The following is a 26,533-nucleotide window of genomic DNA, read 5'->3' on the forward strand; positions in this document are numbered from 1 at the left end:
GATTCCCGGCGGGGTCATGCCGAGTCGTTGCCTCCGGCATCGCCGCTGCCGGTGTCGTCGCCCGCAGTTGCGCTGCCTGCGGTATCGGTGCCGACGGCCGAGATTGCGGCCAGCGCGTCACCCTGCAGCCGGCGGAACGCCCGGCGCGGCCGGGCCTGATCGAGGATCGCCACCTCGAGTGCGGAGTTTCCGTTCGGTTTGCGGTCCTTGTCGCCGTTGCCCGGCTCGTGGGCACCCGCGCGGAGCGCGGATCTGGCTACGCCGAATGCCGTCGTCAAGTTCATCCCGGGCTGGTACGCCGAACGCAGCGCGGTGCTGATCGGTTCGGTCACGCCGCCCATCACGACGAACTCGCGTTCATCGGCGATCGACCCGTCGAAGCTGATCCGGTACAGCTGTGGCTGTCGGTTCTGCTCCGGATAGCCGACCTCGGCGACGCAGATCTCGACCTCGAACGGCTTGAGCTGGTCGGTGAAGATCCCGCCGAGCGTGGATGCGTACATGTTGGCCAGCGCCCGCGCGGTGACGTCGCGCCGGTCGTAGCTGTAGCCGAGCAGATCGGCCTGGCGGATGCCGCCCCGGCGCAGACTCTCGAACTCGTTGTACTTGCCGACCGCGGCGAAACCGATCCGGTCGTACAGCTCGCTGACCTTGTACAGCGCCGTGGACGGATTCTCCGCGACGAACAGCACGCCCTGGTCGTAGGTGAGGACGACGACGCTACGCCCCCGCGCGATACCTTTCCGGGCGAGTTCGGTCTTGTCCCGGACGATCTGTTCCGCGGACGCGTAGTACGGCAGGGTCATAGGTTCTCCGATTCCTGCGTGCGCGCGGCGACGACCTCGCGGGCGATCTGCTCCAGTTGTTCGGGCGCCACCTCCAGCGCTCCGGCGGCGGTGATCATCACCGCGGTCGGGTAGATCCGGCGGGCCAGATCCGGTCCGCCGGTCGCGGAATCGTCGTCGGCGGCGTCGTACAGCGACTCGACGGCGATCCGCAGTGCCCGGTCGATGTCGATACCGCGGGTGTAGAGCTTCTTCAGCGCCGAGCGGGCGAACAACGAGCCGGAGCCGATTGCGGCATATCCGAAGCGTTCCTCGCTCCGACCACCCACCACGTCGTAGGACACGATCCGGCCCGCCTCCGCCGGATCGGCCGCATCCAGGTCGTAGCCCGCCAACAGCGGTACCACGGCCAAGCCCTGCATCGCCGCCGGCAGGTTGTTGCGGACCAGCCGGGACAGGTGGTTCGCCTTGCCGGCGAAGGTGAGCGGAATCCCTTCGATCTTCTCGTAGTGTTCCAGCTCCACCGCGAACAGCCGGACCATCTCCACCGCGACGCCGGCAGTCCCGGCGATACCGACCGCCGAGTACTCGTCGGTGACGATCACCTTGTCGATGTCGCGCTGCGCGATCAGGTTGCCCTGGGTGGCGCGGCGGTCACCGGCGATCACCACCCCGCCGGTGCCGCAGACCGCCACGATGGTCGTGCCGTGCGGTGCCAGATCGGCCTGTCCGGCCGCCGCGGTCTGGTCGATCCGATTGTGTGGCAACAAATCCGGCGCGTACTCCCGGAGATGTTCGGTGAACGAGGAGCTGTCGCTCCCCAGCCGGAGCCGCTGCGCTGCGGCTGCCGGTTCCCGCCGTGCTGTCACTGGCCGCCCTTCTGCACGTAGGCACGCACGAAGTCTTCGGCGTTCTCCTCGAGCACGTCATCGATCTCGTCCAACAGGTCATCGGTATCCTCGGCCAGCTTCTCCCGCCGCTCCTGACCGGCCGCGCCGGTGTCGCCGGGCTGCTCGTCGTCGCCACCGCCGGTTCGTCTGGTCTGCTCCTGCGCCATGCAGCCGACCTCCTCGTGTGTGTTTCCCGGGATGCCCGGAAACCAATGTGCTCGAAAGTCAACAGTACCGATGTCAGGCGGTCAGCTGCGCGACCAGGTCGGCCGCGGTATCAGCTTTTTCCAGCAGTTTGCCCACGTGGGACTTCGTCCCGCGCAGCGGCTCCAAGGTCGGGATCCGGACCAGCGAGTCGCCGCCCAGATCGAAGATCACCGAATCCCAGCTCGCGGCCGCGATGTCGGTGCCGAACCGGCGCAGGCACTCGCCCCGGAAGTAGGCCCGGGTGTCGTTCGGCGGGTTCGTCACGGCAGCCAGCACGTCCTGTTCGCTGACCAGACGTTGCATCGAGCCGCGGGCGACGAGCCGGTTGTAGATGCCCTTGTCCAGCCGCACGTCGGAGTACTGCAAGTCCAGCATGTGCAGCTTCGGTGCCGCCCAGCCCAGGCCCTCGCGGACCCGGTACCCCTCCAGCAGCCGCAGCTTGGCCGGCCAGTCCAGCAGGTCCGCGCACTCCAGCGGATCGCGCTCCAGCAGGTCGAGCACCATCGCCCACTTGTCCAGGATGTCGAGTGCCTGCTTGTCGTCGTCCCCCTGCGCCGCCACGAAGGCCGCCGCGCGCTCGTGGTACACGCGTTGCAGCGCCAGGCCGGTCAGCTCCCGGCCGTCGGCGAGCGCGACCGCGGCGCGCAGCGTCGGGTCGTGGCTGATCTCGTGCACCGCGGTCACCGGCCGAGCCAGCTGCAGGTCGGACAGATCGATCCCGGCCTCGATCAGGTCGAGGACCAGCGCGGTCGTGCCGACCTTGAGGTAGGTCGACATTTCGGCGAGGTTTGCGTCACCGAGAATCACGTGCAGCCGGCGATACTTGTCCGCGTCGGCGTGCGGCTCGTCCCGCGTGTTGATGATGCCGCGTTTGAGGGTGGTTTCCAGGCCGACCTCGACCTCGATGTAGTCGGCGCGTTGGGACAGCTGGAAACCCGCGTCGTCGCCGGACTGACCGATACCGACCCGGCCCGAGCCCGCGAACACCTGCCGGGAGACGAAGAACGGGGTGAGCCCGGCGATGATCGCGTTGAACGGGGTGTCCCGGCTCATCAGATAGTTCTCGTGGGTGCCGTAGCTGGCGCCCTTGCCGTCCACGTTGTTCTTGTAGAGCTGTAGTCGCGGGGCCCCGGGCACGCTGGAGGCATGCCGAGCGGCGGCCTCCATCACCCGCTCCCCCGCCTTGTCCCAGATCACCGCGTCCAGCGGGTTGGTCACCTCCGGGGCGGAATACTCCGGGTGCGCGTGATCGACATAGAGGCGGGCACCGTTGGTCAAGATCATGTTCGCGGCGCCGACCTCGTCGGCGTCGATCACCGGCGCCGGGCCGGACAGTCGGCCCAGATCGAACCCGCGGGCGTCGCGCAGCGGCGACTCGACCTCGTAATCCCAGCGGGTGCGGCGGGCTCGCGGCACGCCTTCGGCCGCCGCGTAGGCCAGGACCGCTTGGGTGGAGGTGAGGATCGGGTTGGCCGATGCCTCGGTCGGTGAGGAGATCCCGTACTCCACCTCGATGCCGATGATGCGCTGCATGACCAGCAAGCCTATTCGACGGCACCGACGCATAGCATCCATCCATCGACCCTTGCCCGAGCCGAGGAGACTACCGAGCATGCCGATGGCCGAGATCGCTGCAGCGGACAGTCACGACCTGATCCGGGTCACCGGCGCGCGGGAGAACAATCTGCGCGACGTCAGTGTCGAGCTGCCGAAACGCCGGCTGACCGTCTTCACCGGGGTCTCCGGCTCGGGCAAGAGTTCCCTGGTGTTCGGTACGATCGCGGCCGAGTCGCAGCGGCTGATCAACGAGACCTACAGCACATTCGTGCAGGGCTTCATGCCGAGCATGGCCCGCCCGGATGTGGATGTGCTGGACGGGCTGACCACCGCGATCATCGTGGATCAGGAGCGGATGGGCGCCAACGTGCGGTCCACCGTCGGCACCGCCACCGACGCGAACGCGATGCTGCGGATCCTGTTCAGCCGGCTGGGGAAGCCGTATATCGGCTCGGCGCAAGCATTCTCGTTCAACGTCGCGTCGATCAGCGGCGCCGGTGCGGTGACCGTGGAAAAGGCCGGGAAGACGGTGAAGGAGCGGCGCTCGTTCTCGATCACCGGCGGCATGTGCCCGCGCTGCGAAGGCATGGGCAACGTCTCGGACTTCGACCTCACCGCGCTCTACGACGACAGCAAGTCGCTCGACGACGGGGCGATCACCATCCCCGGCTACAGCATGGCCGGCTGGCACGGCCGGATCTTCCGCGGCAGCGGCTATTTCGATCCGGAGAAGCCGATCGCCCGCTACACCAAACGGGAGCTGAACGATCTGCTGTATCGGGAGCCGACCAAGATCCAGGTGGAAGGGATCAACCTCACCTACTCCGGGCTGATCCCGTCGATCCAGAAGTCGTTCCTGAGCAAGGACCGCGAGGCGATGCAGCCGCACATCCGGGCGTTCGTCGACCGCGCGATCACCTTCACCACCTGCCCGGAATGCGACGGGACCCGGCTCAGCGAGGCGGCACGGTCGTCGACGATCGACGGGGTGAGCATCGCCGATGCCTGCCGGATGCAGATCAGCGACCTGGCCGACTGGGTGCGCGGGCTGGCCGACCCCTCGGTCGCGCCGCTGTTGGAAACGCTGCGCCAGACGCTCGATTCGTTCGTCGAGATCGGCCTGGGCTACCTCTCGCTGGATCGCCCGGCCGGCACCTTGTCCGGCGGGGAAGCCCAGCGCACCAAGCTGATCCGCCATCTCGGTTCGTCGCTGACCGACGTCACGTACGTGTTCGACGAACCGACCGTGGGGCTGCATCCGCACGACATCGCCCGGATGAACGACCTGCTGCTGCAACTGCGGGACAAGGGCAACACGGTGCTCGTGGTCGAGCACAAGCCGGAGACCATCGCGATCGCCGACCACGTGGTCGACCTCGGCCCGGGCGCGGGTACCGAGGGCGGCACCATCTGCTTCCAGGGCACGCTGGCCGGGTTGCGGGCCAGCGACACCCGCACCGGCCGCCACCTGGACGACCGCGCCCGGCTCAAGGACGCCGTGCGTGAGCCGACCGGGGCGATCGAGATCCGTGGCGCGAGCACGCACAACCTGCTCGACGTCGATGTCGATGTCCCGCTGGGGGTGCTGGTCGTGGTCACCGGGGTGGCCGGGTCGGGCAAGAGCTCACTGATCCACGGCTCGCTGGCCCGCCGGGACGGCGTGGTGACGATCGATCAGGCCGCGATCAAGGGCTCGCGGCGGAGTAACCCGGCCACCTACACCGGCCTGCTGGAGCCGATCCGCAAAGCCTTCGCCAAGGCCAACGGCGTGAAACCGGCCCTGTTCAGCGCGAATTCGGAAGGCGCCTGCCCGAACTGTAAGGGCGCCGGGGTGATCTACTCCGACCTGACCATCATGGCGGGGGTGGCGATCCCGTGCGAGGTGTGCGAAGGCAAGCGGTTCGACGCCTCGGTGCTCGACTACCACTTCGGCGGCAAGGACATCAGCGAGGTGCTCGCCATGCCGACCGCCGAGGCAGCGGAGTTCTTCGGTAGCGGTGACGCGAAACTGCCGGCGGCGCACAAGATCCTGGCTCGGCTGGTCGACGTCGGTCTCGGCTACGTGACCCTGGGGCAGCCGTTGACCACGCTGTCCGGCGGTGAGCGGCAACGGTTGAAGCTGGCCACCAATCTGGCCGAGTCCGGCGGGGTGTACATCCTGGACGAGCCGACCACCGGCCTGCACCTGGCCGACGTGCAGCAGTTGTTGGGCCTGCTCGATCGGCTGGTCGATTCCGGTAAGTCGGTGATCGTCATCGAACACCATCAGGCGGTGATGGCCCACGCCGATTGGATCATCGATCTCGGCCCCGGCGCCGGCCACGACGGCGGACGCGTCGTCTTCGAGGGCACCCCGGCCGAGCTGGTCCAGGACGGCTCGACGTTGACCGGGCAGCACCTGGCCGAGTACGTGAATCACAGCGACACCAGCACGACGTGATGTGGGCCCGGGTGGCCACGCTCACCACGCGGGTGACCTGATCGAGGTGCGCGCCCGCGGCTTGTCCGTCGTTCGTCCGACACCCGTGACCGCGCGACTGCAATACCCTGGGTGCCGTCGCGCCGACGGATTCGGAGGAGCCGGTGGAGTACCTCGAACACACGGTGATCGTGCTACCCGGCATACTGGGCAGCGAGCTGGTCGATGACCGCGGCCGAAAGATCTGGGGCGAACTGGACTATCGGCCGTTGGCGCGCAGAGTCGCGATGGCGGAGACGGTGGCGTAGCCGCGCCATTCAAGCGCCGCGGCCTCGGAGTAGCTAGTGAAGTCCACGCTCCATCCACCGTCGGCCTGCTGTCCGTGTTCCAGGCGATCGAGGTCAGCAGCCACGGCGTCGGCATCGATGAGCTCTCGGATTGGGCGTCCAGGTTCGGGCGCAAAGTCGAGAAGGTGAAGCGTCTCCCCTTCAGCACCCCCGACGACCGGAATCGCGCCATCGGCGGGCACATATTGGCCCAGGCGGCGCAGGAGTTCATGGGCGTCTGGATGGGTGTCGGCGGCCGCGTCGAGGAATCGAAGTGCGAACGACAAGACGTAGGCGAACGGGGCCTCGTCAATCTGGGTGATCGCGTCGAAGCAGTAGCGCGTCACCCGCGCCAGCCAGGGATGCGCCCGCGCTTGCTCGTCAAACCGGGCGACGCGGTGCGCTTGCGCGGCAACTCCGGCTGTGATTTGTAGCGACGACTCGTGGGGGTCTGTTTCGACCCAGAATGGTGCGCAGGCAACGGGGTTCGCGATGGGCAGCGCGAAAGGGAGGCCCCCGTCTGGCAGGGCGACCGAGGCTAGCCAGTCGAAAAGTTTTACTGTCGCAGGTGTTGTCTCTGGAGCAGTATCGCCGATCGCTTCGAGCGCGTGAAGGGCACCTGCCGGTTGGCTTTCCGTCGCGCGCAGGTCAGGTTCGATGCCCCATCCGTAGCCGCCGTCGGCGTTGCTGTAGCTATCCACAGCGGCGAGTACCGATGCCCGATCTGCGGTGTTGCCCCGACTGGTAAGCAGGCTGAAGCGTCGTCGATCCAGTACACGCCCGTGAGCTGCCAGAAATGATGACGCCCGGCCGATATCGATACTCATGCCTCCCACGGTGTCATGTGTACTGCACCCTGGTCTTGGATGAATCGGCCAATCGCGACATGGGCGCGGTTTGACCGGGGTTCGTGCTGAACGCGTGCCAAACCGCGAGAATGTCCGCGACAGCCTCGCCGGAACACGCGACCACCTCGCCATTCGCTGGCCCGAACTCGGGTTGCCCGGCCTGTTCGGTCCCGGGACGTCAGTCCGCTATGAGCAGCATGGTCAGACCGGCAGCAGCACGTCGTTGAGCGTGACCAGCTCCAGTTTGCGCTCCCGGATGACGTCGATCAGCTGCCCGTAGGTATGCGTGATCGCCGGATCGTTCGCGGTGCACAGGACGATCCCACCGGGCTTGAAGTGAGTGCGCGCGAGGTCGACGATCGCCGGCTCGTCGGTCCGGGGGGCGGCGGTATCCTCGAGCTGGCCGGACCAGTCGACGATTCGGGGGTAGCCGAGGTCGGCGGCCACCTTCACCACCGCCGGACTGCTGCTGCCGTAGGGCAATCGCAGATACGGCCCGCCGTCGACGCCGAAGGTGTCGCGCAGGAAGTTCTGGCAACGGACCAGATCGTCGGCGACCTGCCGCTCGGGCAGCTTCGCCAAGTCGGCGTGGCTCCAGGTGTGATTGGCGAGCTGGATCTGCCCCGACTCCACCAGGGGGCGCAAAGCGTCCCGATTCGCCGCCCAGCTCGCGTACCGACCGGTCACGAAGAAGGTGAACCGCGCGCCGGTATCGCGGGCGAACTGGATGAACGCCGCGACCACCTCGGTGTTCTCGCCGTCGTCGACGGTCAAGGCCATTCGCTGACCGGCGTTCGGGAGCAAGGTCAACGTGCCTGCGGAGACCGGGATCTTCGGCAGCAACGAGATCCCGGGCAGCGTGGGTAGCAGCGGGCGGCTCGGCTCGGCGACCGCCAGCGCGGACGGCGCGGCCAACGCGGCCACCGTTCCGGCTGCCAAGGCGGTCAGAAACCGACGTCGATCCACAGTATTCGTCCTCCGAAGTGCGCCTGTACGTCCCCCGACGTGATCGCTCTGAGATCAGACGCAGTCAATGTAGCCGATGTGTGACCGCAGCGCCGCCGTCGAGTGATTTGTCGTCGCGTGTTCTCTCGGTCTTCAGCCGGCAGATGCCGAGGAACCGGCCCATGCCGCGAACGCTCCCGGGTTGCGGGTTTGCAACAACACCCGCCCCGGTCCGGTGAAATCGAAGACCAGGCCCTCGCCGGACTTCAGGGATTGGATCGAGCGCCCGGCGACGGCGCGACGCATCCGGAACGTCATCGCCAGGTCGTAGGCGACCACATGCCCGGTGTCGATGGTCACCTGCTCGCCCGGTGCCAGATCGAACACGTCGATGGCGCCGTACACGCCGAGCACCACCTCGCCGTTCCCGTGCGCGCGCATCCCGAAGCCGCCTTCACCGCCGAACAGGTTGGTGAATCCGCCCCACTTGCCCTCCACCTCGACGCCGTACGAGCTGGCCAGCCAGCCACCACGGGTGATGAAGTACGGCCGCTCGGGCGTGATCTGCAGGGCCAGCGCATCACCGGGCAAGGCCGACGCCACGTCCACCCAGCCGCCATCGGGCGGCGCGGTGAACGTGGTGACGAAGAACGACTCGCCCGCCAGCACCGACCGTTTCAACCCGGCGATGATTCCGCCCTCGGCCTTGGCCTGCACCTGCACGCCGGCCGAGTGGGCGATCATCGCCCCACTCTCCACCCGGACCGGCTCCTGCGGACCGAGGAAGCAACGAGCGACCGTGTAGGCCGGGTTGTGGCGAAGTTGAATCTGCACGCCGTGCAGACTAGCTACAGGTACTGGCCGGTGTTGGATTCGGTGTCGATCGCCCGGCTGGCACTGGCGTTCTTGCCGGTGACCAGTGTCCGGATATAGACGATCCGCTCACCCTTCTTCCCGGAGATACGAGCCCAGTCGTCCGGATTCGTCGTGTTCGGCAGGTCCTCGTTCTCGGAGAACTCGTCGACGATCGAATCGAACAGATGCTGGATCCGCAGACCCGGTGCGCCGGTATCGAGCACCGCCTTGATCGCGTACTTCTTCGATCGATCCACGATGTTCTGGATCATCGCGCCCGAATTGAAGTCCTTGAAGTACAGGACCTCCTTGTCCCCGTTGGCATAGGTCACCTCGAGAAACCGGTTGTCCTCGCTCTCGGCGTACATCCGATCGACCACCCGCTCGATCATCGCCCGGACACACGCTGCCCGATCGCCACCGAACTCGGCGATGTCGTCGGCGTGCACCGGCAGCGACTCGGTCAGGTACTTGGAGAAGATGTCCTGCGCCGACTCGGCGTCCGGCCGCTCGATCTTGATTTTCACGTCGAGCCGACCGGGCCGCAGGATCGCCGGATCGATCATGTCCTCCCGGTTGGAGGCACCGATCACGATGACGTTCTCCAGGCCCTCGACCCCGTCGATCTCGCTGAGCAGCTGCGGCACCACGGTGGTCTCGACATCGGAGGACACGCCGGAACCGCGGGTCCGGAAGATCGAGTCCATCTCGTCGAAGAACACGATCACCGGCGTCCCCTCCGACGCCTTCTCCCGGGCGCGCTGGAAGATGATCCGGATGTGCCGCTCGGTCTCGCCGACGAACTTGTTCAGCAGCTCCGGGCCCTTGATGTTGAGGAAGTACGACTTCGCCTCCCGGGCGTCGTCGCCGCGGGCCTCGGCGATCTTCTTCGCCAGCGAGTTCGCCACCGCCTTGGCGATCAGCGTCTTGCCGCAGCCGGGCGGGCCGTAGAGCAAGACCCCCTTCGGCGGGCGCAACGAATATTCGTGGAACAGATCCTTGTGCAAGAACGGCAGCTCGACCGCGTCCCGGATCTGTTCGATCTGCCGACCGAGGCCGCCGATGTCGTTGTAGTCGACGTCGGGCACCTCCTCCAGCACCAGGTCCTCCACCTCGGCCTTGGGCACCCGCTCGAAAGCGAATCCGGCCTTGGTGTCGACCAACAGCGAATCTCCCGGCCGCAGCCGACGAATCGGGATATCCGGATTGGCCAGATCGTCGTCGCAGGCGACCTTGGCCAGCGGCGCGGCCAGCCACACCACCCGCTCCTCGTCGGCATGTCCGACCACCAGCGCCCGCTGGCCGTCGTCGAGGACCTCGCGCAGCGTGCTGATCTCGCCGACCCGCTCGTACGGGCCGACCTCGACCACGGTCAGTGCCTCGTTCAGCCGCAGCGTCCGGCCTTGCTCCAGGCCGGCCAGCTCGATGTTCGGCGAGCAGGTCAGTCGCATCTTGCGGCCCGAGGTGAAGACGTCGACCGTCTGGTCCGGATGCACACCGAGCAGCACGCCGTAGCCGCTCGGTGGCTGGCCGAGCCGATCCACCTCCTCGCGTAGCGCCACCAGTTGTTCCCGGGCGTCCCGCAAGGTGTCCATCAGCTTGGTGTTGCGGATGGTCAGCGCCTCGATCCGGGCCTCGGCCTCACGCGCTCGATCGGGTGAATCGATCATCTGCCGGCGGAGCGCGGCGATCTCGGCACGGGCGGCATCGAGCTCTCGCCAGGGATCCGAATCGGTGTTCTCGATTGGGCTCATCTGCCGCTCCTCCCAGTACCGGTCACACAACGCTACCGGCGATCCCGGACAACTGCTGTCCGACACGAGTCTGGACCAGGTCACGGGGGGTGCGCGTGGTCTGTGTCAGCCCTTCGACGGACGACGTTGCGGTTTCGGCGCGACGGTTCCCGGGGCGAGCCGCCGGGTGCCGACCAGAAACGCGGTGTGCCCCTGCATCCGGTGCTCAGGGCGCACCGCAAGCCCGACTACGTGCCAATCCCGCACCATCGACTCCCATGCCCGCGGCTCGGTCCAGCCACCCTGTTCGCGCAGTGCTTCGACTACCCGTGAGAGCTGCGTCACAGTGGCGATATAGCTGATCAGCACCCCGCCCGGCAGCAACTTTTCGGCGATCGTCGGCAGCACCTCCCAGGGGGCGAGCATGTCCAACACCACCCGGTCGACCGGGTCGCCGGAGTAGTCGGCGACGTCGGAAATCTGCAGTTCCCAGTTCGGCGGGAGGTCGCCGAAGAACGTCTCGACATTGCGCCGCGCGTGCTCAGCGTGGTCCGCCCGGACCTCGTAGGAGATCACCTGCCCGGCCGGCCCGACCGCACGCAACAGCGAGCAGGTCAGCGCGCCCGAACCGGCACCCGCCTCCAGCACCCGGGCACCCGGGAACACGTCGGCCTCGGCGACGATCTGTGCGGCGTCCTTCGGGTAGATCACCGCGGCACCGCGCGGCATCGCCAACACGTAGTCGACCAACAACGGCCGCAACGCCAGGTACGGGGTGCCGTTGGTGGAGGTCACCACGGTGCCCTCGGCAGCTCCGATCAGGTCGTCGTGGGCGATGGCGCCGCGATGGGTGTGGAACTGCTTCCCAGGGTCGAGCACGACCGTGTGCTTGCGGCCCTTGGCGTCGGACAGCTGCACCCGGTCCCCCGGCTGGAACGGGCCGGTGCGGCGCGCGGGCACCTCAGAACGCCCGGCAGGAGCGGATGTCGGAGGCCAGGATCGCCCGCGCGCCGAGCTCGGCCAGCTCGTCCATCACCGCGTTGTGCGCCGTGCGCGGCACCATCGCCCGCACCGCGACCCAGTCCGGGTCGGCCAGCGGCGACAGTGTCGGCGACTCCAGACCCGGGGTGATCTGCACGGCCCGGTCCAGGATCGCGCGCGGGCAGTCGTAGTCGAGCATCAGATACTGCTGGGCCAGCACCACCCCCTGGATCCGGGCGGCCAGCTGGTTGCGCGCCTTGTCCGACGCACCCGGTTGCGTGGCGACCCGCTCGACGAGCACGCCCTCCGACTCGCACAAGATCTCGCCGAAGGCCACCAGATCGTGTTGCCGCAGCGTCCGCCCGGAACCGACCACGTCGGCGATCGCATCGGCCACGCCCAACTGGATCGAGATCTCCACCGCCCCGTCCAACCGGATCACGGTCGCCTCGATCCCCCGGTCGGCCAGATCGGCGCGCACCAGATTCGGATAGGCGGTCGCGATCCGCTGCCCGGCCAGATCGTCGACCTTCCAATCCCGCCCGGCCGGTGCGGCGTAGCGGAAGGTGGACCGGCCGAAGCCCAGCGCCAGCCGCTCACGCACCGGCGCCCCCGAATCCAACGCGAGGTCGCGGCCGGTGATGCCGAGATCGAGATCGCCGGAACCGACGTAGATCGCGATGTCCTTCGGGCGGAGGAAAAAGAACTCGACGTCGTTGGCCGGGTCCAGCACGGTGAGGTCCCGAGTATCGCTCCGCCGCCGGTAGCCGGCCTCGCTCAGGATTTCCGCGGCGGCCTCGGACAACGCACCCTTGTTCGGTACGGCGACGCGCAGCATGGATGCGTTCCTTTCGGGTTGCGGATCAGAGGTGGCGGTAGACGTCCTCGAGCCGCAGCCCCCGGCCCAGCATCAACACCTGCACCCAGTACAGCAGCTGCGAAATCTCCTCGGCCAGGGCGTCGTCGCTTTCGTGCTCGGCGGCCAGCCAGACCTCGCCGGCCTCTTCGAGCACCTTCTTGCCGTGGCTGTGCACGCCGGCGTCGAGCGCGGCGACCGTGCCCGAACCGGCCGGGCGAGTGACCGCCTTGTCGGCCAGCTCGGCGAACAGCGAGTCGAACGATTTCACGAGGCGTGATTCTCGCACGTGCCCGCTGTCCGCCCGTCGGCAGCAGCGCCGCCGGCCCGGGTGCTCAGGCCTCCAGCAACGCCGCCAGCTCGTTCGCGGCGATCGGCAGCTGCTGGGCGAACATCTGCATCTGCGCCTCGACCCGCTTCGGCGTGCTCAGGTACAGGTTCCACCGAGCCGGGAGCAGGGCGTAGGCCAGGCCGATGCACTGCTCGCTGGTCGAGCCGAACCCGAAGAACTGGATGTTCACCGACGGCGCCGAGCTGGTGCTCAGGTAATCGTCGCGCATGATCGTCCAGCCCGGGCTGGTGTACAACGCCAGCGGAGCATCGAGTCCGGCGCCACGGCCCTGCTCGATCAGCCGCCGCTGCAGCAGCTGCAGCTCCCACAGATGCTGCTCCGGTGCGGCACCGGACTGGCACTGCTTGGCCCGGGCCACATGCGCGTCGATCGCCGCCCGCAGCGTGGTGCGCCTGGTGTCGTCGTCGGCCGCCGGGTCGTCCATCGCCGCGACGAACTCGAGCACCTGGGGGGTTACCACGCGCATCGCCTCGGTCCGCCCGTTCTGAAACTGCCGCGTGGCGATCGACTCGTAGGTGGCGCCGTTGAAACCCTTGGCCCGCTTGTGGGCGAGCTGGTACGCCATCTGCACGAAACCGTCGGGCGAGACCTTCATCGCCTTCACCCGCGGTGCATCGAAGCCCGCGACGTCCATCCCGAGATACGCCATGTCGGCTGCGTACTGCGCGAAATCGGCTGCCGCGGCACCGATGTCGGCGCGTTGGGCATCGGTGAGCTCGAATCGCACCGGGCTCACCGCCGGCGTGCCCTGATCGCGGGCGCCGGCGTCCGCGGCGTGCTCGGCCGAGGTCTTCTCCAGCAGGAAGTCGACGAAGCCGAGGATCGTCGTGCCGTCCAGCCCCAGGTGCTCGCTGTTGATCCCGGCCCGGCCGTCGGCGAACACGATCAGCGACACCGACTTGTCGAACCACCGATTGCCGGCGTCCCCGTGGAGCAGGTGATCGCTGGCCTGCTGTTCGTCGACCGGCTCGAGATCGTCGAGCGCGAGGAAGAACAACGCCGTCTCCACCGCGTCGAAGGCGTCCTTGTTGGCCGGCAGCAGACCGTCCCGGGCGGCCGCCCACTCCGCCCGCGCCTTCGTGGTCAGCGCACCCACGGCGGCGTCGGCCGGGTTGGCCTCGGCGCCGAGCCGGATCACCTCGGACAGACCCGCGGCCAGATCGGTCAGGCTGTACGGCACGCCGTCGGGGCCCACCACATCCATCGTGAACAGGTTGCGGCGGTAGCTCACGGCGATATGCCGCGCAGTGGACGGGCCCGGCTCGGCCTCGGTGTACGGCATCCGCACCGTGTCCTGCACCGCTCCCGGGATCCGGGTCTCGGAGAACAGGAACTTCTGCTGCTCCATCGACTGCGGCACCCCGCGGGCCACCGCCGGCGGCATCGTCTCCGCGTCCACCCGCAGCTTGTAGTCGACCGCGCCGGCGATCAGTCCGGCCGCTCGATCCACCTGGTTCTCGCCCGTGTCGTTGAACAGGAAGAAGAAGTTGGCGTTCAGTGCGATCCGGTCGCGCCGACCCAGATAACGCGACTGCCAGAAGTCGTCCAGCCAGCTGGCCACTCCCGGGGTGGCGTCGTACTCGACGAGTGCCGCCTGCAGCGCGTGCGCGGGGCTGTCCGGCGCGAGAAACTGCGACACCGCCTGCTCGGTGTCGGCGAGCTGCTCGGCGGTGAGCAACGGGGCACACCACTCGACGACCCGGGCGCAGCTCTGCTCGAGCGTCGGCAACGGCACCCGGGGCAGTCGATCTTCGTTTCCGAACGTGCGGTCGGACAGCGGCGCGGTCGGATCGGCGCCCGGCTGATCGGTACGAGTCATACGGAAGGTTCTATCGCACCGGCGTCCGGGTGCGGTCGGGAGATGAACAATTGTGCGTAGAACCACCCCTCCGACTCCAGCCCGGAGGGATCGATTCCACTGTGCCCCAACGTTTCCAACACCTGCTCCTGCTCGCGCTCGTCGGCGAACCGGCGCTGCCGGAACACTCCGTCCACCTGCTCGGTCTGGTAGCCCAGCCGGTCCAGCTCCGCGCGCATCGCGTCGAAGGAGAACATCCGCAGCACGAAGTGGGCCATCCACGGCCGGCGCCGCGCTGCCCGGGCGACGCGACCGATCGTGCGTTCGGTGACGTAACCGATACAGCCGGTGGAGAACACCAGGTCGACGTCGGCCAACTGGTCGCGTTGTGCCGCAGTCGGATCGGCCTGCTCCAGGTCGGCATGCAGTGCGTCGTCGAGAAATCCGGCCGCCCGGGCGTAATCCAGCGCGGGCTCGGACGCGTCCAGCCCGATGAACCGGATATCGCCGATTCCGCTGCGCGAGCGCACCATCGCCCGGTCGCGCGCCGCCAGTTCGGCGGCGCCGGTGGACTCGGCGGTCTGGTAATGCTCGGCCAGCTCACGCATCGTCGTATCGCAGCGCAACAGGGCGGCGTTGATCCCGTAGCTGCAGCCGACGTCCAGGATCGTCGGGGTGTCGACCTGCCGGTCCGCCCGATAATCTTTGATCAGCTTGCGGAAGTACGGTTTTGCCAGTTCCGGAATGCAATAGCCGAGTTTGGTGAGTTCGGCGTAGTACGCGCGCGGATCGGGCTGGGTATACACATGGTCGAAGGACTGCTTCGCGGCGTCGGGATCGGGCGCCGGCACCTCCTGGCTCGGTCGTACGGTCGGGGCGGGTGGGTCACTGCGCACGGTGTGTGGAACTCCTTCCGGCGTCAGTCCAGCAGGCGATCACCGCGCACGGCGTGCGCGGCTGCAGCGTGATGCGCGGGCAACACGCGGCCGAACAGTTGCCTGGTGCGTTCGACGGCGCCGATCACGCCCGGTCGATCGCTGTAGGCGAAGATTGCCGAATGCCGGGCGGTCGTCCCGGCGACCGGCGTGACCCGGTGCAGCGAGAACCGACCCTGGAACAGCTGCAGATCCCCCGGCCGGAGCTCCAGCTGCCGCACGAATCGGTCACCGGTGCCGCGCAGTACCGCGGCGATATCGGCGAAGTTCTCGGTCGCCGGGGTCCGGATGTTCGGGCAGTACTCGAAGCTGCCGCCGGACTCGGACCGCTGGGTGAGCATGCTGACCGTGAACTCGTTGGTGTCGAAGTGCCACGGATGTGACATGCCGGGTGACACCACGTTGAGGCACAGCCCGGCGAGCGGATCGGCGTACTCGTACAGCGCCGGCAGCTGGAAACAGTCGGCGACGAACTGCTGGAACACCGCGCTGGTATAGAGCTGGTGGATCAGCGCGTCCGCCGGAATCTGGTCTCGGGCGACGAAGGCATTTCCCCGGTCCATCTGCAGCCGGGCCGGATGGTCGTCGGGCAGTACGGTATCGAGCGGAATATTGTAGGCGTTGACCCGTTCGACCCGGTAGTGCGCGGCCGGCGCCACGGCGGCACCTTGCGCGCGGAGCTCCGCGCGTAGCTCGGGCCGGATGAAATCGGGGAGCACGCTGCAGCCGTCCTGGCCGAGTTCCGCGCGAGCGCGGTCGACCACCGCGCGCCACGCAGCGCTGCCCGGGTCGTCGAGCGGATATCGATGTGTGTCGACCACGTCGTCGATGACCTGGGTATGCGCGCTTCCCATGGATTCCATTGTCCAGATGCGATCCGACGCCCGCCGCGAGCAGCCTGAACTGGGACAGTGAAAGATCACACGTTGTAGCGCGCAGCATGTTTTTTTACAATGTAGACCGCGTCATCCGGGGAAAATTCCGGATTTCCGTTCGGAACGCACCGATATTTCGGTCGCGGGGATGTTGCTCAGCTGGTGTAGGCACGCTGCAGATCGGCGAGCTGCAATCCGCGCAACGAGGTGCGGACAGTCCGGCCCGGCCCGGTGGGCACCGCGATCTCCGAGGGCACCGCCAGCACTGCGCAACCGGCGGCCTCAGCGGCCGCGACGCCGGTGGGTGAGTCTTCGATCGCCAGACAATTGCCGATCGGGACGTCGAGCAGCTCCGCCGCCCGCCGATACGGGTCGGGTGCCGGCTTGCCGCGAACGACCTCGTCGCCACACACGGTCACATCGAAATGCGCTCGGTCGAGCGTGTCCAGGGCAACCTCGGTCAGCCGTCGCTGGGTATTGGTCACCAGCGCCGTCCGCAGACCGGCGGCCCGGACCGTTGCCAGCGCGGTCGCCGCGCCCGGCCGCCAGTCGATGCCCCGGGCGAACAGTTCGGTCACCCGGTTCTCCAACCAGGCCGTGGCCGTGGTCAGTGCGGCCGGAGTCGGCTCCCGGCCGACCGACGCGAAGATGATCTGCAACGCGGCCGGTCCGGCCGAGCCGACCAGTGCGTGCCTGGTCTCGTCGGTCATCACCCCGCCCAGCTGCACGGACAGCTCGCGCACCGCCACATCCCACAGCTTCTCCGAGTCGAGCAGGGTGCCGTCCATGTCCCACAAGACGGCCGCCGGAAGCCGATGGTCGCCGGCAGGTGCCGATGTCACGTGCTGAAATACTTCGCCTCGGGATGGTGCAGCACGAACGCATCGGTGGATTGCTCCGGATGCAACTGCAACTCCTCGCTGAGCGTCACCCCGATCCGGTCCGCGCCGAGGAACTCCACCAACGCCGCGCGGTCGTCCAGATCCGGGCAGGCGGCGTAGCCGAAGGAGAACCGGGCGCCGCGGTAACCGAGCTTGAAATACTCGGCGACGTCGGCCGGGTCGTCGCCCGCGATACCCAGATCGGCGCGCACCCGCTTGTGCCAGTACTCGGCCAGCGCCTCGGTCAGCTGGACCCCGATCCCGTGCACCTCGAGATAGTCACGATAGGAGTTCGCCGCGAACAGCTCGTTGGCGAAGTCGGCGATCGGCTGTCCCATCGTGACCAACTGCAACGGGAGCACGTCCACCGTGCCGGTCGCGAGCGCGCGCTCGCGGGAGCGGACGAAGTCGGCGATGCCGAGGAACCGGTCTCGCTGCTGGCGGGGGAACCGGAACCGGAACCGGGCCACCGCGTCCGGTGTGGGTTCGGCAAGCACGATCACCTCGTCGCCCTGGCTCACCACCGGCGCGTAGCCGTACACCACCGCGGCGTGGGACAGCACCCCCGCGGTCGCGAGCCGGTCCAGCCAGTACCGCAGCCGCGGTCGGCCTTCCGTCTCGACCAGCTCGTCGTAGCTCGGCCCGGCTCCCCCGCGCTGGCCGCGCAGACCCCACTGACCGAGGAACAGCGCGCGCTCGTCGAGCAGGCCACGGTACTCGGCCAGCGCGACCCCTTTGACGATCCGGGTTCCCCAGAACGGCGGCGCCGGCACCGCGTCGAGTTCGGCGACGTCGGAGCGGGCGGGCACCTGCACAGGGGTCTCGGCCGCCTTGCGGCGCTCGGCGATTCGCTTGGATCGTTCGTGCCGGGCGCGACGCTCGGCGGCCTGCTCCGCCGCGGCGAGCTGTTCCGGGCTGTCCGGAGCAGTGCCGCCGCCGCGCTTGCGGGTCATGATCGCGTCCATCAGCCGCAAGCCCTCGAAAGCGTCACGGGCGTAGCTGACTTCGCCGTGATAGACCTCGGTCAGGTCGTTCTCCACGTAGGACCGGGTGAGCGCGGCCCCGCCGAGTAGCACCGGGAATTGCTCCGCCATCCCGCGGGCGTTCAGCTCGGCCAGGTTCTCCTTCATCACCACGGTCGACTTGACCAGCAGGCCGGACATGCCGATCACGTCGGCTTTCTTGTCCACGGCGGCGTCGACGATTGCCGCGATCGGCTGTTTGATTCCGAGATTCACCACTTCGTAGCCGTTGTTGGACAAGATGATGTCCACCAGGTTCTTGCCGATGTCGTGCACGTCACCCTTCACCGTGGCCAGCACGATCCGGCCCTTGCCGGCGTCGTCGGTTGCCTCCATGTGCGGTTCCAGATGCGATACGGCGGCTTTCATCACCTCGGCGGACTGCAACACGAACGGCAGCTGCATCTGCCCGGACCCGAACAGCTCGCCGACCGTCTTCATCCCGGCCAGCAGGGTCTCGTTGATGATCTGCAGCGGTGGCACCGTCTGCATCGCCTGGTCCAGATCGGTATCGAGGCCGTTGCGGTCGCCGTCCACGATCCGCCGCTCCAACCGCTCGAACAGGGGTAACGCCGCCAGCTCGTCGGCGCGGGAGGCCCGCGCGTCCGCCGCCGACACCCCCTCGAACATGGTCATCAACGTCTGCAGCGGGTCGTAGTCGTCCCGCCGCCGGTCGTAGACCAGATCCAGCGCGGCGGTGCGCTGATCCTCCGGGATCCGGGCCATCGGCAGGATCTTCGACGCGTGCACGATCGCGGTATCCAGCCCGGCTTCGACGCACTCGTGCATGAACACCGAGTTCAGCACCTGCCGCGCCGCCGGGTTCAACCCGAACGAGATGTTGGACAGGCCCAACGTGGTCTGCACCCGCGGATGCCGTTGTTTCAGCTCGCGGATCGCCTCGATGGTCTCGATGCCGTCGCGGCGGGACTCTTCCTGGCCGGTGCCCAGCGTGAAGGTGAGCGTGTCGACGATGATCGACGACTCGTCCAGACCCCAGTTGCCGGTGATGTCGGCGATCAGCCGCTCGGCGATCTGCACCTTCTTTGCGGCGGTGCGGGCCTGGCCCTCCTCGTCGATGGTCAACGCGACCACGGCGGCGCCGTGCTCGGCGACCAGCGCCATCGTGGTGTGGAAGCGCGACTCCGGCCCGTCGCCGTCCTCGTAGTTCACCGAGTTCACCGCGCACCGCCCACCCAGATGCTCGAGCCCGGTGCGGAGCACGTCGATCTCGGTGGAATCCAGCATGATCGGCAACGTGGATGCGGTGGCCAGGCGGCCGGCCAGCTCGGCCATGTCGGCAGCGCCGTCCCGGCCGACGTAGTCGACGCAGACGTCCAGCAGGTGCGCACCGTCGCGGGTCTGGTCTTTGGCGATCTCCAGGCAACGCTGCCAATCCGCGGCCAGCATCGCCTCGCGGAAGGCTTTCGAACCGTTGGCGTTGGTGCGCTCGCCGATCATCAGTATCGATGCGTCCTGGGCGAACGGAACCGCCGAATACAGGCTGGACACCGCCGGCTCCGGAGTCGGGGTGCGGACCCCACGCGGTGCGGCGTGGACCGCGTCGGCGAGCTGCCGGATGTGCTCGGGTGTCGTCCCGCAGCATCCCCCGACCAGCGCCAAGCCGAACTCGCCGACGAACCCGGACAGCGCCTGCGCCAACTCGGCCGGACCGAGCGGATACTCCGCGCCGTGGGCGCCCAGTACCGGCAGACCGGCGTTCGGCATCACCGACACCGGGATCCGAGCGTGCCGCGACAGGTGCCGCAGATGCTCGCTCATCTCGTCCGGGCCGGTAGCGCAGTTCAGCCCGATCATGTCGATCCCGAGCGGTTCCAGCGCGGTCAGGGCCGCGCCGATCTCGCTGCCGACCAGCATCGTGCCGGTGGTTTCCACCGTGACGTGGGTGATGATCGGCAGGCGGCGGCCGCGCTGGGTCATCGCCCGGCGGCTGCCGATCACCGCCGCCTTCACCTGGAGCAGGTCCTGGCAGGTCTCGATCAGGATCGCGTTCGCGCCACCGTCGATCATGCCCAGCGCAGCCTCGGTGTAGGCGTCGCGCAGCGCGGCGAAGGGGGCATGCCCCAGCGTCGGCAACTTGGTGCCGGGGCCCATCGACCCGAGCACCAGCCGGGGCATACCGTCGCGCCCCGGCCCTACCTCGTCGGCCACCTCGCGGGCCAGTCGCGTGCCCTTCTCGGCCAACTCACGGATTCGGTCGGCGATGTCGTAGTCCGCCAGGTTCGGCAGATTGCAGCCGAAGGTGTTGGTCTCCACCGCGTCGGCCCCGGCCTCGAAGTAGGCGCGGTGAATGCTGCGCAACACGTCCGGCCGGGTGTCGTTGAGGATCTCGTTGCACCCCTCCAACCCGACGAAATCGTCCAGGGTCAGATCGGCCGCCTGCAGCATCGTGCCCATGGCGCCGTCACCGATCACCACCCGTCGGTCTATCGCCTCGAAGAGAGCCGGATCGATCGGTATAGCCATATCCCCAAGCTTAACGCCGAGCACCGACACGGTATTCGGATGCGAAACCGGTCGTGGATCGGACTGCGACGCGGACGCGATACCGATCCGCCGCCGGTTCGGGAGGGCAGAAACGTAGGCTCAGGTCGTGAGCGGTAGCGACTACGCGGAAAGCCCCGATCCGGATCTGCCCACCCTGCGCGATCCGATCCTGGTAGCGGCTTTCGAGGGCTGGAACGATGCCGGCGACGCCGCCAGCGGTGCGGTCGAACATCTGGAGCTGATCTGGGACGCTGCGCCGCTGGCCGAGCTCGACTCCGAAGACTACTACGACTACCAGGTCAATCGGCCGACCGTGCGGCTGGTCGACGGGGTGACCAGGGAGATCCAGTGGCCGTCGACCATGCTCTCGGTATGCTCGCCGCCCGGCAGTGAACGGGACGTATTGCTGTTGCGCGGCGTCGAGCCGAATATGCGGTGGCGCAGTTTCTGCGACGATCTGCTGGAGTTCGTCGAGCAGCTCGGCGTGACCTCGGTGGTGATCCTGGGGGCGCTGCTCGCCGACACGCCGCACACCCGGCCGGTGCCGGTCACCGGCACCGCATACAGCAGGTCCGCGGCCGAGCGGTTCAACCTGGAGGAAACCCGCTACGAAGGTCCCACCGGAATCACCGGGGTACTGCAGGACGAGTGTGTGAAGGCCGGTGTGCCCGCGGTGTCGTTCTGGGCTGCGGTACCGCACTACGTGTCGCAGCCGCCCAACCCGAAGGCCTCGATCGCGTTGTTACGCCGCGTGGAGGACGTACTCGACATCGAGGTGCCGCTCGGGGAACTACCCGAGCAGGCGGAGAACTGGGAGCAGGCGGTGTCGGAGATGACCGCCGAGGACGAGGACATCGCGGAGTACGTCCGCACACTGGAAGAGCGCGGCGACGCGGAGTTCGACGTCTCCGAGGCGATGTCGAAGGTCGACGGAGACGAGATCGCGGCGGAATTCGAGAAGTACCTCAAGCGCCGGGGCCGACCCGGATCTTTCGGTCTGTGAACTGACAGCTAACCGAACTCGACTTCCTTCTTCCGGACCAAAAGCGTACTCTGAGTACGGTGAGGTGTCTCGGGGCCGACCCCTCCAGGCCGCGCCCGGCTGCTCATCCGGTCCTTTTCGCGCGGCTGTTCCGCCAGGTCGCGAAAGGAAAGCTGAGTTGAGGATCGCCAATCCCTCCCGCGCCATCCGCCGCGCGCGGACCCGGCTCGTCGCCGATCCCCCCATCGGGTCGGACCCGATCGGCCCGGCACCGGTGGTACCGCACCAGCTCGGCACCGACCCGATCCCGGCCGAACCGGCCCCTGTTCCGCCCGTCGTCCACGTGTTGTTCCTGGTCACCGCCGTCGACGGGCTGACTCAACGCGCCGCGCTCGCCCTACGGGAAATGGGGCATACGGTGCGGGTGGTCGTGGTGTCCGACACCGACGACCTGACCCAGGCGATGGCCGCTGCCGACTTCGAGCTGATCATCTGCCCGTATCCGACGGTGACCGTTCCCGAGCCGATCCGGCGCCGTTACCCCACCGTGGGGCTCTACCCGGGTCCGCCGGGCGACCGCGGACTCAGCTCGCTCGACTGGGCGCTGATGAACGGTGAGACCACCTGGGGAGTAACCGCTTTCGCCGCCGGAGCCGGTTCGGCGGAAGGTCCGGTACTGGCCGCGCGAAGCTTCGGCATCGGCGTGGCGCGCAAATCGTCGATCTACAAGGGCCCGGTCGCGGACGCCGCCGTCGAGTGTGTCCGGGAGGTGGTGGCCGGGTTCACCGACCCGGAGTTCCGGCCGATGTCGTTGCCCCCGGTCCCGTTGCAGTCGGAGTTCGCCGGCCGGAAACGGTCGGTGATGTCTCAGGCGACGCGCGCATTCCACTGGACCGACGGGCCCGAGCGGATCTGTCGCACCATCCGGGCGGCCGACGGGTCCCCGGGCGTGCTTGCCGAGTTGGCGAACTATGTGCTCTACGTCTACGACGCGCACCCGGACGGCCCGGTCGACGCGGCGCCGGGGACGATCGTGGCCAAACAGTACGGCGCCCTGCGGGTGGCGGCCGGCGACACCGGCAGCGTCTGGATCGGACATGCGCGGCTGTCCGGCGAGGATCGGATCAAGCTACCCGCCACCCTCGCACTGCCCGATGTGGCGGCGATGGTGCCGACCCGAAGTGCGCCGTCGGGCTATCCGGGCGTGCATTACCGCCGTGAGGGTGCGGTCGGGCACGTGTCGTTCTCCTTCTACAACGGGGCGATGAGCACCGAGCAGTCGCGGCGACTGACCCGGGCGCTGCTCACCGCTGCTCGAGACGACACCGGAGTGATCCTGCTCACCGGCGGGACCGACTATTTCAGCAACGGCATCCACCTGAACGTGATCGAGGACGCGGTCGACCCGGCGCACGAGGCCTGGGAGAACGTCGTCGCGATCAACGGGGTGGCCCGGGCGATCCTGGAATGCCGGAGCAAGGTGATCGTCGCCGCCTTCACCGGCGACGCCAACGCCGGCGGTGCCATGTTGCCGCTCGGGGCCGACGTGGTGGTGGCCCGCGCCGGCGTGGTGCTGAACCCGCACTACGCCACGATGGGCCTGTTCGGCTCCGAACTGCACACCTACACGCTGCCGGAACGGGTGGGCGGCCAAGTTGCGGCGCGGCTCACCCGGGAGTGCCTTCCGATCAGTGCCCGCCAAGCCCTGCGGATCGGCCTGGTGGACCAGATCGGCCCGCGCAATCCGGCCCAGTTCCAGGACTGGCTTTCCGCGCTTGCCCAGCACTACGCGGGTGACGCCTGGCAAGCCACGATGGCGACGAAGACACTCCGGCTCGACGACGCCGACCCGGTGATCAACTCGTGCGAGCGGTTCGAGCTCGGTCAGACGATGGCCGACCTCTTCGACGACCGCGGCGGATTCGCCGCGCGGCGGCACGCCTTCGTTCGCTGATCTGCTCGGCCCGCCCGTTCGACTTCGGCGGCGCCTGTGCGCACTTTCCACTGTCGGGGGACAGTGGGCGCAGGCGCCGCCGCTGTATCTGCTCGCCGGTCCGGGTCAGGCCGCCTCGGCCGGAGCGACCAACGCGACGCCGAGCAGTGCGTCCACGGCGTCGGCTACCGCACCGGGGGCGGTCGGGTCGCTGCCGCCTCGAGTCAGCGCCCGCTCGGCCCAGTCATCCACGGCGTCAAGCGCTTTCGGCGTGTCCAGGTCGTCGGCCAGCCATCGGCGCAGCCGCGCCACGGTGTCGGCTGCCGCCGGCCCGGCCGGCAACGCAACCGCCGCGCGCCACCGGTCCAGCCGGGCCGCCGCGGTCGCCAGCACCGCGTCGCTCCATTCCCGGTCCGATCGATAATGTCCGGCATACAGGCCGAGCCGAATCGCGCCCGGGTCCACGCCGGCGGCGCGCAGCGTCGACACCAGCACCAGGTTGCCGCGGCTTTTCGACATCTTGGCCCCGTCCCAGCCGATCATCCCGGTGTGCGCGTAGTGCCGGGCGAACCGGTGTCCGGGGGTGAGTGCCTCGCCGTGCGCGGCGGAGAACTCGTGGTGCGGAAAGATCAGATCGCTACCGCCGCCCTGGATATCGAATCCGATGCCGAGCCGGTTGATCGCGATCGCCGCGCACTCGATATGCCAGCCCGGCCGGCCCGGTCCCATCGGGGCCGGCCAGGACGGTTCTCCCGGCCGCGCCGCACGCCAGAGCAGCGGATCGAGCCGGTCGTGTTTGCCCGGTCGGTCCGGGTCGCCGCCGCGCTCGGCGAACAGCGCGTCCATCGTCGTGCGGTCGTAGCCGGATTCGTAGCCGAACTGCTCGGTCGCGTCGGCACGGAAGTACACATCCGGATACTCGGGGTCGGCCACCACGTAGGCCGCGCCGTCGGCCAGCAGTTTGCTCACCAGCTCGACAACTTCGTCGACCGATTCGACCGCGCCGACGTAATCGTGCGGCGGCAGCACTCGCAGCGCCGCCATATCGCTCCGGAAGAGGTCGGTTTCCCGGGCGCCCAACTCGCGCCAGTCCAGCCCGTCCCGCTCGGCGCGTTCGAAGAGCGGGTCGTCGACGTCGGTGACGTTCTGCACGTACCGCACCTCGTGGCCCGCGTCCCGCCACAGTCGATGTACCAGGTCGAAGGTCAGGTAGGTCGCAGCGTGACCGAGGTGGGTGGCGTCGTACGGAGTGATCCCGCAGACGTACATCGTCGCCACCCGACCGGGTACCACCGGGCGTACCGCGCGGTCGGCGGTGTCGTAGAGCCGCAGCGGCAGTCCCGTGCCGGACACCTGCGGAACTGGGGGTTCGGTCCAGGACTGCATTCTCCGAGGTTAGCGATCGCGTCCGCAGCCGGCGTCGGCGGCCGGGTGGCGGTCAGAACGCCGGCCACGGTATCGGCCGGTGCTCCGGCGGCAGCGGCATGATCCGGCTGGTCAGCAGCCGGTCCACCCGCCCGGCCAGCGCGTCCAGTTCGGCGCCGGTGAGCAGTTCGGCGAGTTCGGCGCCGTGCCGCCGGTCGAGCTGGGTTCGGTAGTCGCTCAGATCCGTGAGCAGGTGCTCGGGCACCGGCTCCCCCGCCCACCCCCACAACACGGTGCGCAGCTTGGGTTCGACATGCAGGCAGATCCCGTGGTCGACCCCGTAGACCCGGCCGTCGGTGCCGTCCAGCGCATGCCCGCCCTTGCGGTCGGCGTTGTTCAAGATCACGTCGAGTACGGCCATCCGCTGCAGCCGGGGGTCGTCGGCATGGACCAACACGACTTCGTCCCCGCCCGGCGCCAACGCACGCAGGATCGGCCGGAAGCCGCCCGGCACCCGGTCGGGCGGAACCAGGTCGATCAGGCCGAGCGGCGGTGCCACGTCGTCCCCGCTGTCGTCGTCGATCCGGTCGTGGTCGACGATGTCCACCCAGCGTTGCACCATGCCGAGCCCGAACGGACCGTCTCGGAGCACGGTCTCGGGAACGACGCCCCAATCGAGTGCCTCGGAGATCAGGTAGGCGGCGAACTCCCGGCCGGCGAGGGTGCCATCCGGGAAATCCCACAGCGGTCGCTCGCCCCGCACCGGCTTGTAGACGCACCGTACGCAGTCGCCCGCCGATCGCGCCTCACAGACCAGGGTGGCGTTGCTCGCGGTCGGTATCCGGCCCAGCGGGGTGAGGTCGCCGGTCCGCAGGGCGTCGGTCGGGGTTGTCGTCACGGCGTGTCGTCGGAACCGGATATCGCGATCCGGTGGTACCCGTTGGTGCGCGTACAGATATGCCCTTCCGCGGACAGTGGTTGCTCGCACAGCGGACAGGGTGGCCGGCCAGCGGAGACCACTCGTTCCGAGCGCAGCGCGAACTGCCGCGCTTGAATCGGGGTGAGGAACACCCGCACCGCATCCGGTCCTTCCTCGGCGTCGCCGAGCACCATCGATTCGTCGAGTTCGGTATCGGTGACGGCGAGCAACTCGACCACCACCGATCCGGCATCGGCATCCCAGCCGAGGCCCATCGTGCCCACCCGGAACTCGGTGTCGATCGGCATCTCCAGCGGATTGGTATCGCTGACCTCGGTCTGCACCGGCGGAATGTCGGCACCGAACCGACGGTGTACCTCGTCGAGCAGCAGGCCCATCCGGTCGGCCAACACCTGCAGCTGTTGCTTCTCCAGCGCGACGCTCACCACCCGGCTGCTGTGCACCACCTGCAGGTAGAACGATCGCGCTCCCGGCTCCCCGACCGTGCCGGCGACGAACCGATCGAGGGTTCGAAATTCATGGACCGAGCGTGGCATGTCG

At 68.3% G+C, this 26,533-nt stretch carries 22 protein-coding genes; 3 read left to right on the forward strand and 19 right to left on the reverse strand.

The genetic code is table 11. From position 1 onward, the window contains the following. Positions 1-14: 14 nt before the first annotated feature. From prcA to dop, 4 genes are all read right to left on the reverse strand, one after another. The gene (gene prcA, locus KV203_RS09695) at positions 15-806 is read right to left on the reverse strand and encodes a proteasome subunit alpha (protein WP_066470017.1); all 792 of its coding nucleotides are present in this window, start codon (positions 804-806) and stop codon (positions 15-17) included. Next, positions 803-1,654 carry a proteasome subunit beta gene (gene prcB / locus KV203_RS09700; RefSeq protein WP_066470014.1) on the reverse strand — a complete coding sequence of 284 codons (852 nt, stop codon included), beginning with the start codon at positions 1,652-1,654 and terminating at the stop codon, positions 803-805. Before prcB ends, prcA begins: the two co-directional genes overlap by 4 nt. Continuing rightward, complete coding sequence (locus KV203_RS09705; protein ID WP_066470012.1) at positions 1,651-1,842, reverse strand: ubiquitin-like protein Pup; 192 nt, start codon at positions 1,840-1,842, stop codon at positions 1,651-1,653. The genes prcB and KV203_RS09705 overlap by 4 nt, the downstream gene beginning before the upstream one ends. A 73-nt stretch (positions 1,843-1,915) precedes the next feature. Then, entirely contained in the window at positions 1,916-3,415 is a 1,500-nt protein-coding gene (dop, locus tag KV203_RS09710; RefSeq protein ID WP_066470004.1) for a depupylase/deamidase Dop, read from the reverse strand. A gap of 85 nt (positions 3,416-3,500) precedes the next feature. Between dop and KV203_RS09715 the strand changes: the two genes are divergently transcribed. Beyond that, the gene (locus tag KV203_RS09715) at positions 3,501-5,879 is read left to right on the forward strand and encodes an ATP-binding cassette domain-containing protein (RefSeq protein WP_066470173.1); all 2,379 of its coding nucleotides are present in this window, start codon (positions 3,501-3,503) and stop codon (positions 5,877-5,879) included. 238 nt (positions 5,880-6,117) lie between these two features. On the opposite strand, the gene KV203_RS09720 is transcribed toward KV203_RS09715, so the two are convergent. The 12 genes from KV203_RS09720 to metH form a co-directional block, all read right to left on the reverse strand. Then, complete coding sequence (locus KV203_RS09720; RefSeq protein WP_083530028.1) at positions 6,118-7,011, reverse strand: prenyltransferase/squalene oxidase repeat-containing protein; 894 nt, start codon at positions 7,009-7,011, stop codon at positions 6,118-6,120. A gap of 222 nt (positions 7,012-7,233) precedes the next feature. Further along, positions 7,234-7,998: a polysaccharide deacetylase family protein gene (locus KV203_RS09725; protein ID WP_066470000.1), complete on the reverse strand. Its 765-nt coding sequence runs from the start codon at positions 7,996-7,998 to the stop codon at positions 7,234-7,236. Positions 7,999-8,130: 132 nt separating this feature from the next. Continuing rightward, the gene (locus KV203_RS09730; RefSeq protein WP_066469997.1) at positions 8,131-8,811 is read right to left on the reverse strand and encodes a TIGR00266 family protein; all 681 of its coding nucleotides are present in this window, start codon (positions 8,809-8,811) and stop codon (positions 8,131-8,133) included. 14 nt (positions 8,812-8,825) lie between these two features. Next, entirely contained in the window at positions 8,826-10,586 is a 1,761-nt protein-coding gene (gene arc / locus KV203_RS09735; RefSeq protein ID WP_066469994.1) for a proteasome ATPase, read from the reverse strand. Between the two features lie 105 nt (positions 10,587-10,691). Beyond that, on the reverse strand, positions 10,692-11,525 hold the full coding sequence (locus KV203_RS09740) for a tRNA (adenine-N1)-methyltransferase (protein ID WP_066469991.1): 834 nt from the start codon (positions 11,523-11,525) through the stop codon (positions 10,692-10,694). Between the two features lies 1 nt (position 11,526). Next, the gene (gene hisG, locus KV203_RS09745; protein WP_066469988.1) at positions 11,527-12,384 is read right to left on the reverse strand and encodes an ATP phosphoribosyltransferase; all 858 of its coding nucleotides are present in this window, start codon (positions 12,382-12,384) and stop codon (positions 11,527-11,529) included. Positions 12,385-12,409: 25 nt separating this feature from the next. Continuing rightward, the gene (locus KV203_RS09750) at positions 12,410-12,691 is read right to left on the reverse strand and encodes a phosphoribosyl-ATP diphosphatase (RefSeq protein WP_174522044.1); all 282 of its coding nucleotides are present in this window, start codon (positions 12,689-12,691) and stop codon (positions 12,410-12,412) included. Positions 12,692-12,737: 46 nt separating this feature from the next. Further along, positions 12,738-14,573, reverse strand: a complete 1,836-nt coding sequence (locus tag KV203_RS09755) for a choline/carnitine O-acyltransferase (RefSeq protein ID WP_066469985.1) — start codon at positions 14,571-14,573, stop codon at positions 12,738-12,740. Beyond that, a complete protein-coding gene (locus tag KV203_RS09760; RefSeq protein WP_246600846.1) occupies positions 14,570-15,448 on the reverse strand; it encodes a class I SAM-dependent methyltransferase in 879 nt (292 codons plus the stop codon). Before KV203_RS09760 ends, KV203_RS09755 begins: the two co-directional genes overlap by 4 nt. Before the next feature lie 23 nt (positions 15,449-15,471). Continuing rightward, positions 15,472-16,341, reverse strand: a complete 870-nt coding sequence (locus tag KV203_RS09765; protein ID WP_066469979.1) for a HalD/BesD family halogenase — start codon at positions 16,339-16,341, stop codon at positions 15,472-15,474. A gap of 176 nt (positions 16,342-16,517) precedes the next feature. Then, a complete protein-coding gene (locus tag KV203_RS09770; protein WP_066469974.1) occupies positions 16,518-17,150 on the reverse strand; it encodes an HAD family hydrolase in 633 nt (210 codons plus the stop codon). Between the two features lie 50 nt (positions 17,151-17,200). Next, on the reverse strand, positions 17,201-20,752 hold the full coding sequence (metH, locus tag KV203_RS09775) for a methionine synthase (protein ID WP_066469972.1): 3,552 nt from the start codon (positions 20,750-20,752) through the stop codon (positions 17,201-17,203). 127 nt (positions 20,753-20,879) lie between these two features. Between metH and KV203_RS09780 the strand changes: the two genes are divergently transcribed. Then, on the forward strand, positions 20,880-21,776 hold the full coding sequence (locus KV203_RS09780) for a PAC2 family protein (protein WP_066469970.1): 897 nt from the start codon (positions 20,880-20,882) through the stop codon (positions 21,774-21,776). 157 nt (positions 21,777-21,933) lie between these two features. Next, the gene (locus KV203_RS09785; protein WP_157079786.1) at positions 21,934-23,709 is read left to right on the forward strand and encodes an enoyl-CoA hydratase-related protein; all 1,776 of its coding nucleotides are present in this window, start codon (positions 21,934-21,936) and stop codon (positions 23,707-23,709) included. 105 nt (positions 23,710-23,814) lie between these two features. Here the strand turns inward: KV203_RS09785 and mshC are convergent, their stop codons facing one another. Genes mshC through KV203_RS09800 form a run of 3 tightly spaced genes read right to left on the reverse strand, consistent with a single transcriptional unit; the run spans position 23,815 to position 26,529 of the window. Beyond that, complete coding sequence (gene mshC / locus KV203_RS09790) at positions 23,815-25,074, reverse strand: cysteine--1-D-myo-inosityl 2-amino-2-deoxy-alpha-D-glucopyranoside ligase (RefSeq protein WP_066469968.1); 1,260 nt, start codon at positions 25,072-25,074, stop codon at positions 23,815-23,817. Between the two features lie 52 nt (positions 25,075-25,126). Beyond that, a complete protein-coding gene (locus tag KV203_RS09795; protein WP_066469966.1) occupies positions 25,127-25,951 on the reverse strand; it encodes an SCO1664 family protein in 825 nt (274 codons plus the stop codon). Further along, complete coding sequence (locus tag KV203_RS09800) at positions 25,948-26,529, reverse strand: DUF3090 domain-containing protein (protein ID WP_066469963.1); 582 nt, start codon at positions 26,527-26,529, stop codon at positions 25,948-25,950. The genes KV203_RS09795 and KV203_RS09800 overlap by 4 nt, the downstream gene beginning before the upstream one ends. Positions 26,530-26,533 lie beyond the last annotated feature (4 nt).

The organism is Skermania piniformis, from assembly GCF_019285775.1.
Classification (GTDB): Bacteria; Actinomycetota; Actinomycetes; order Mycobacteriales; family Mycobacteriaceae; genus Skermania; species Skermania pinensis.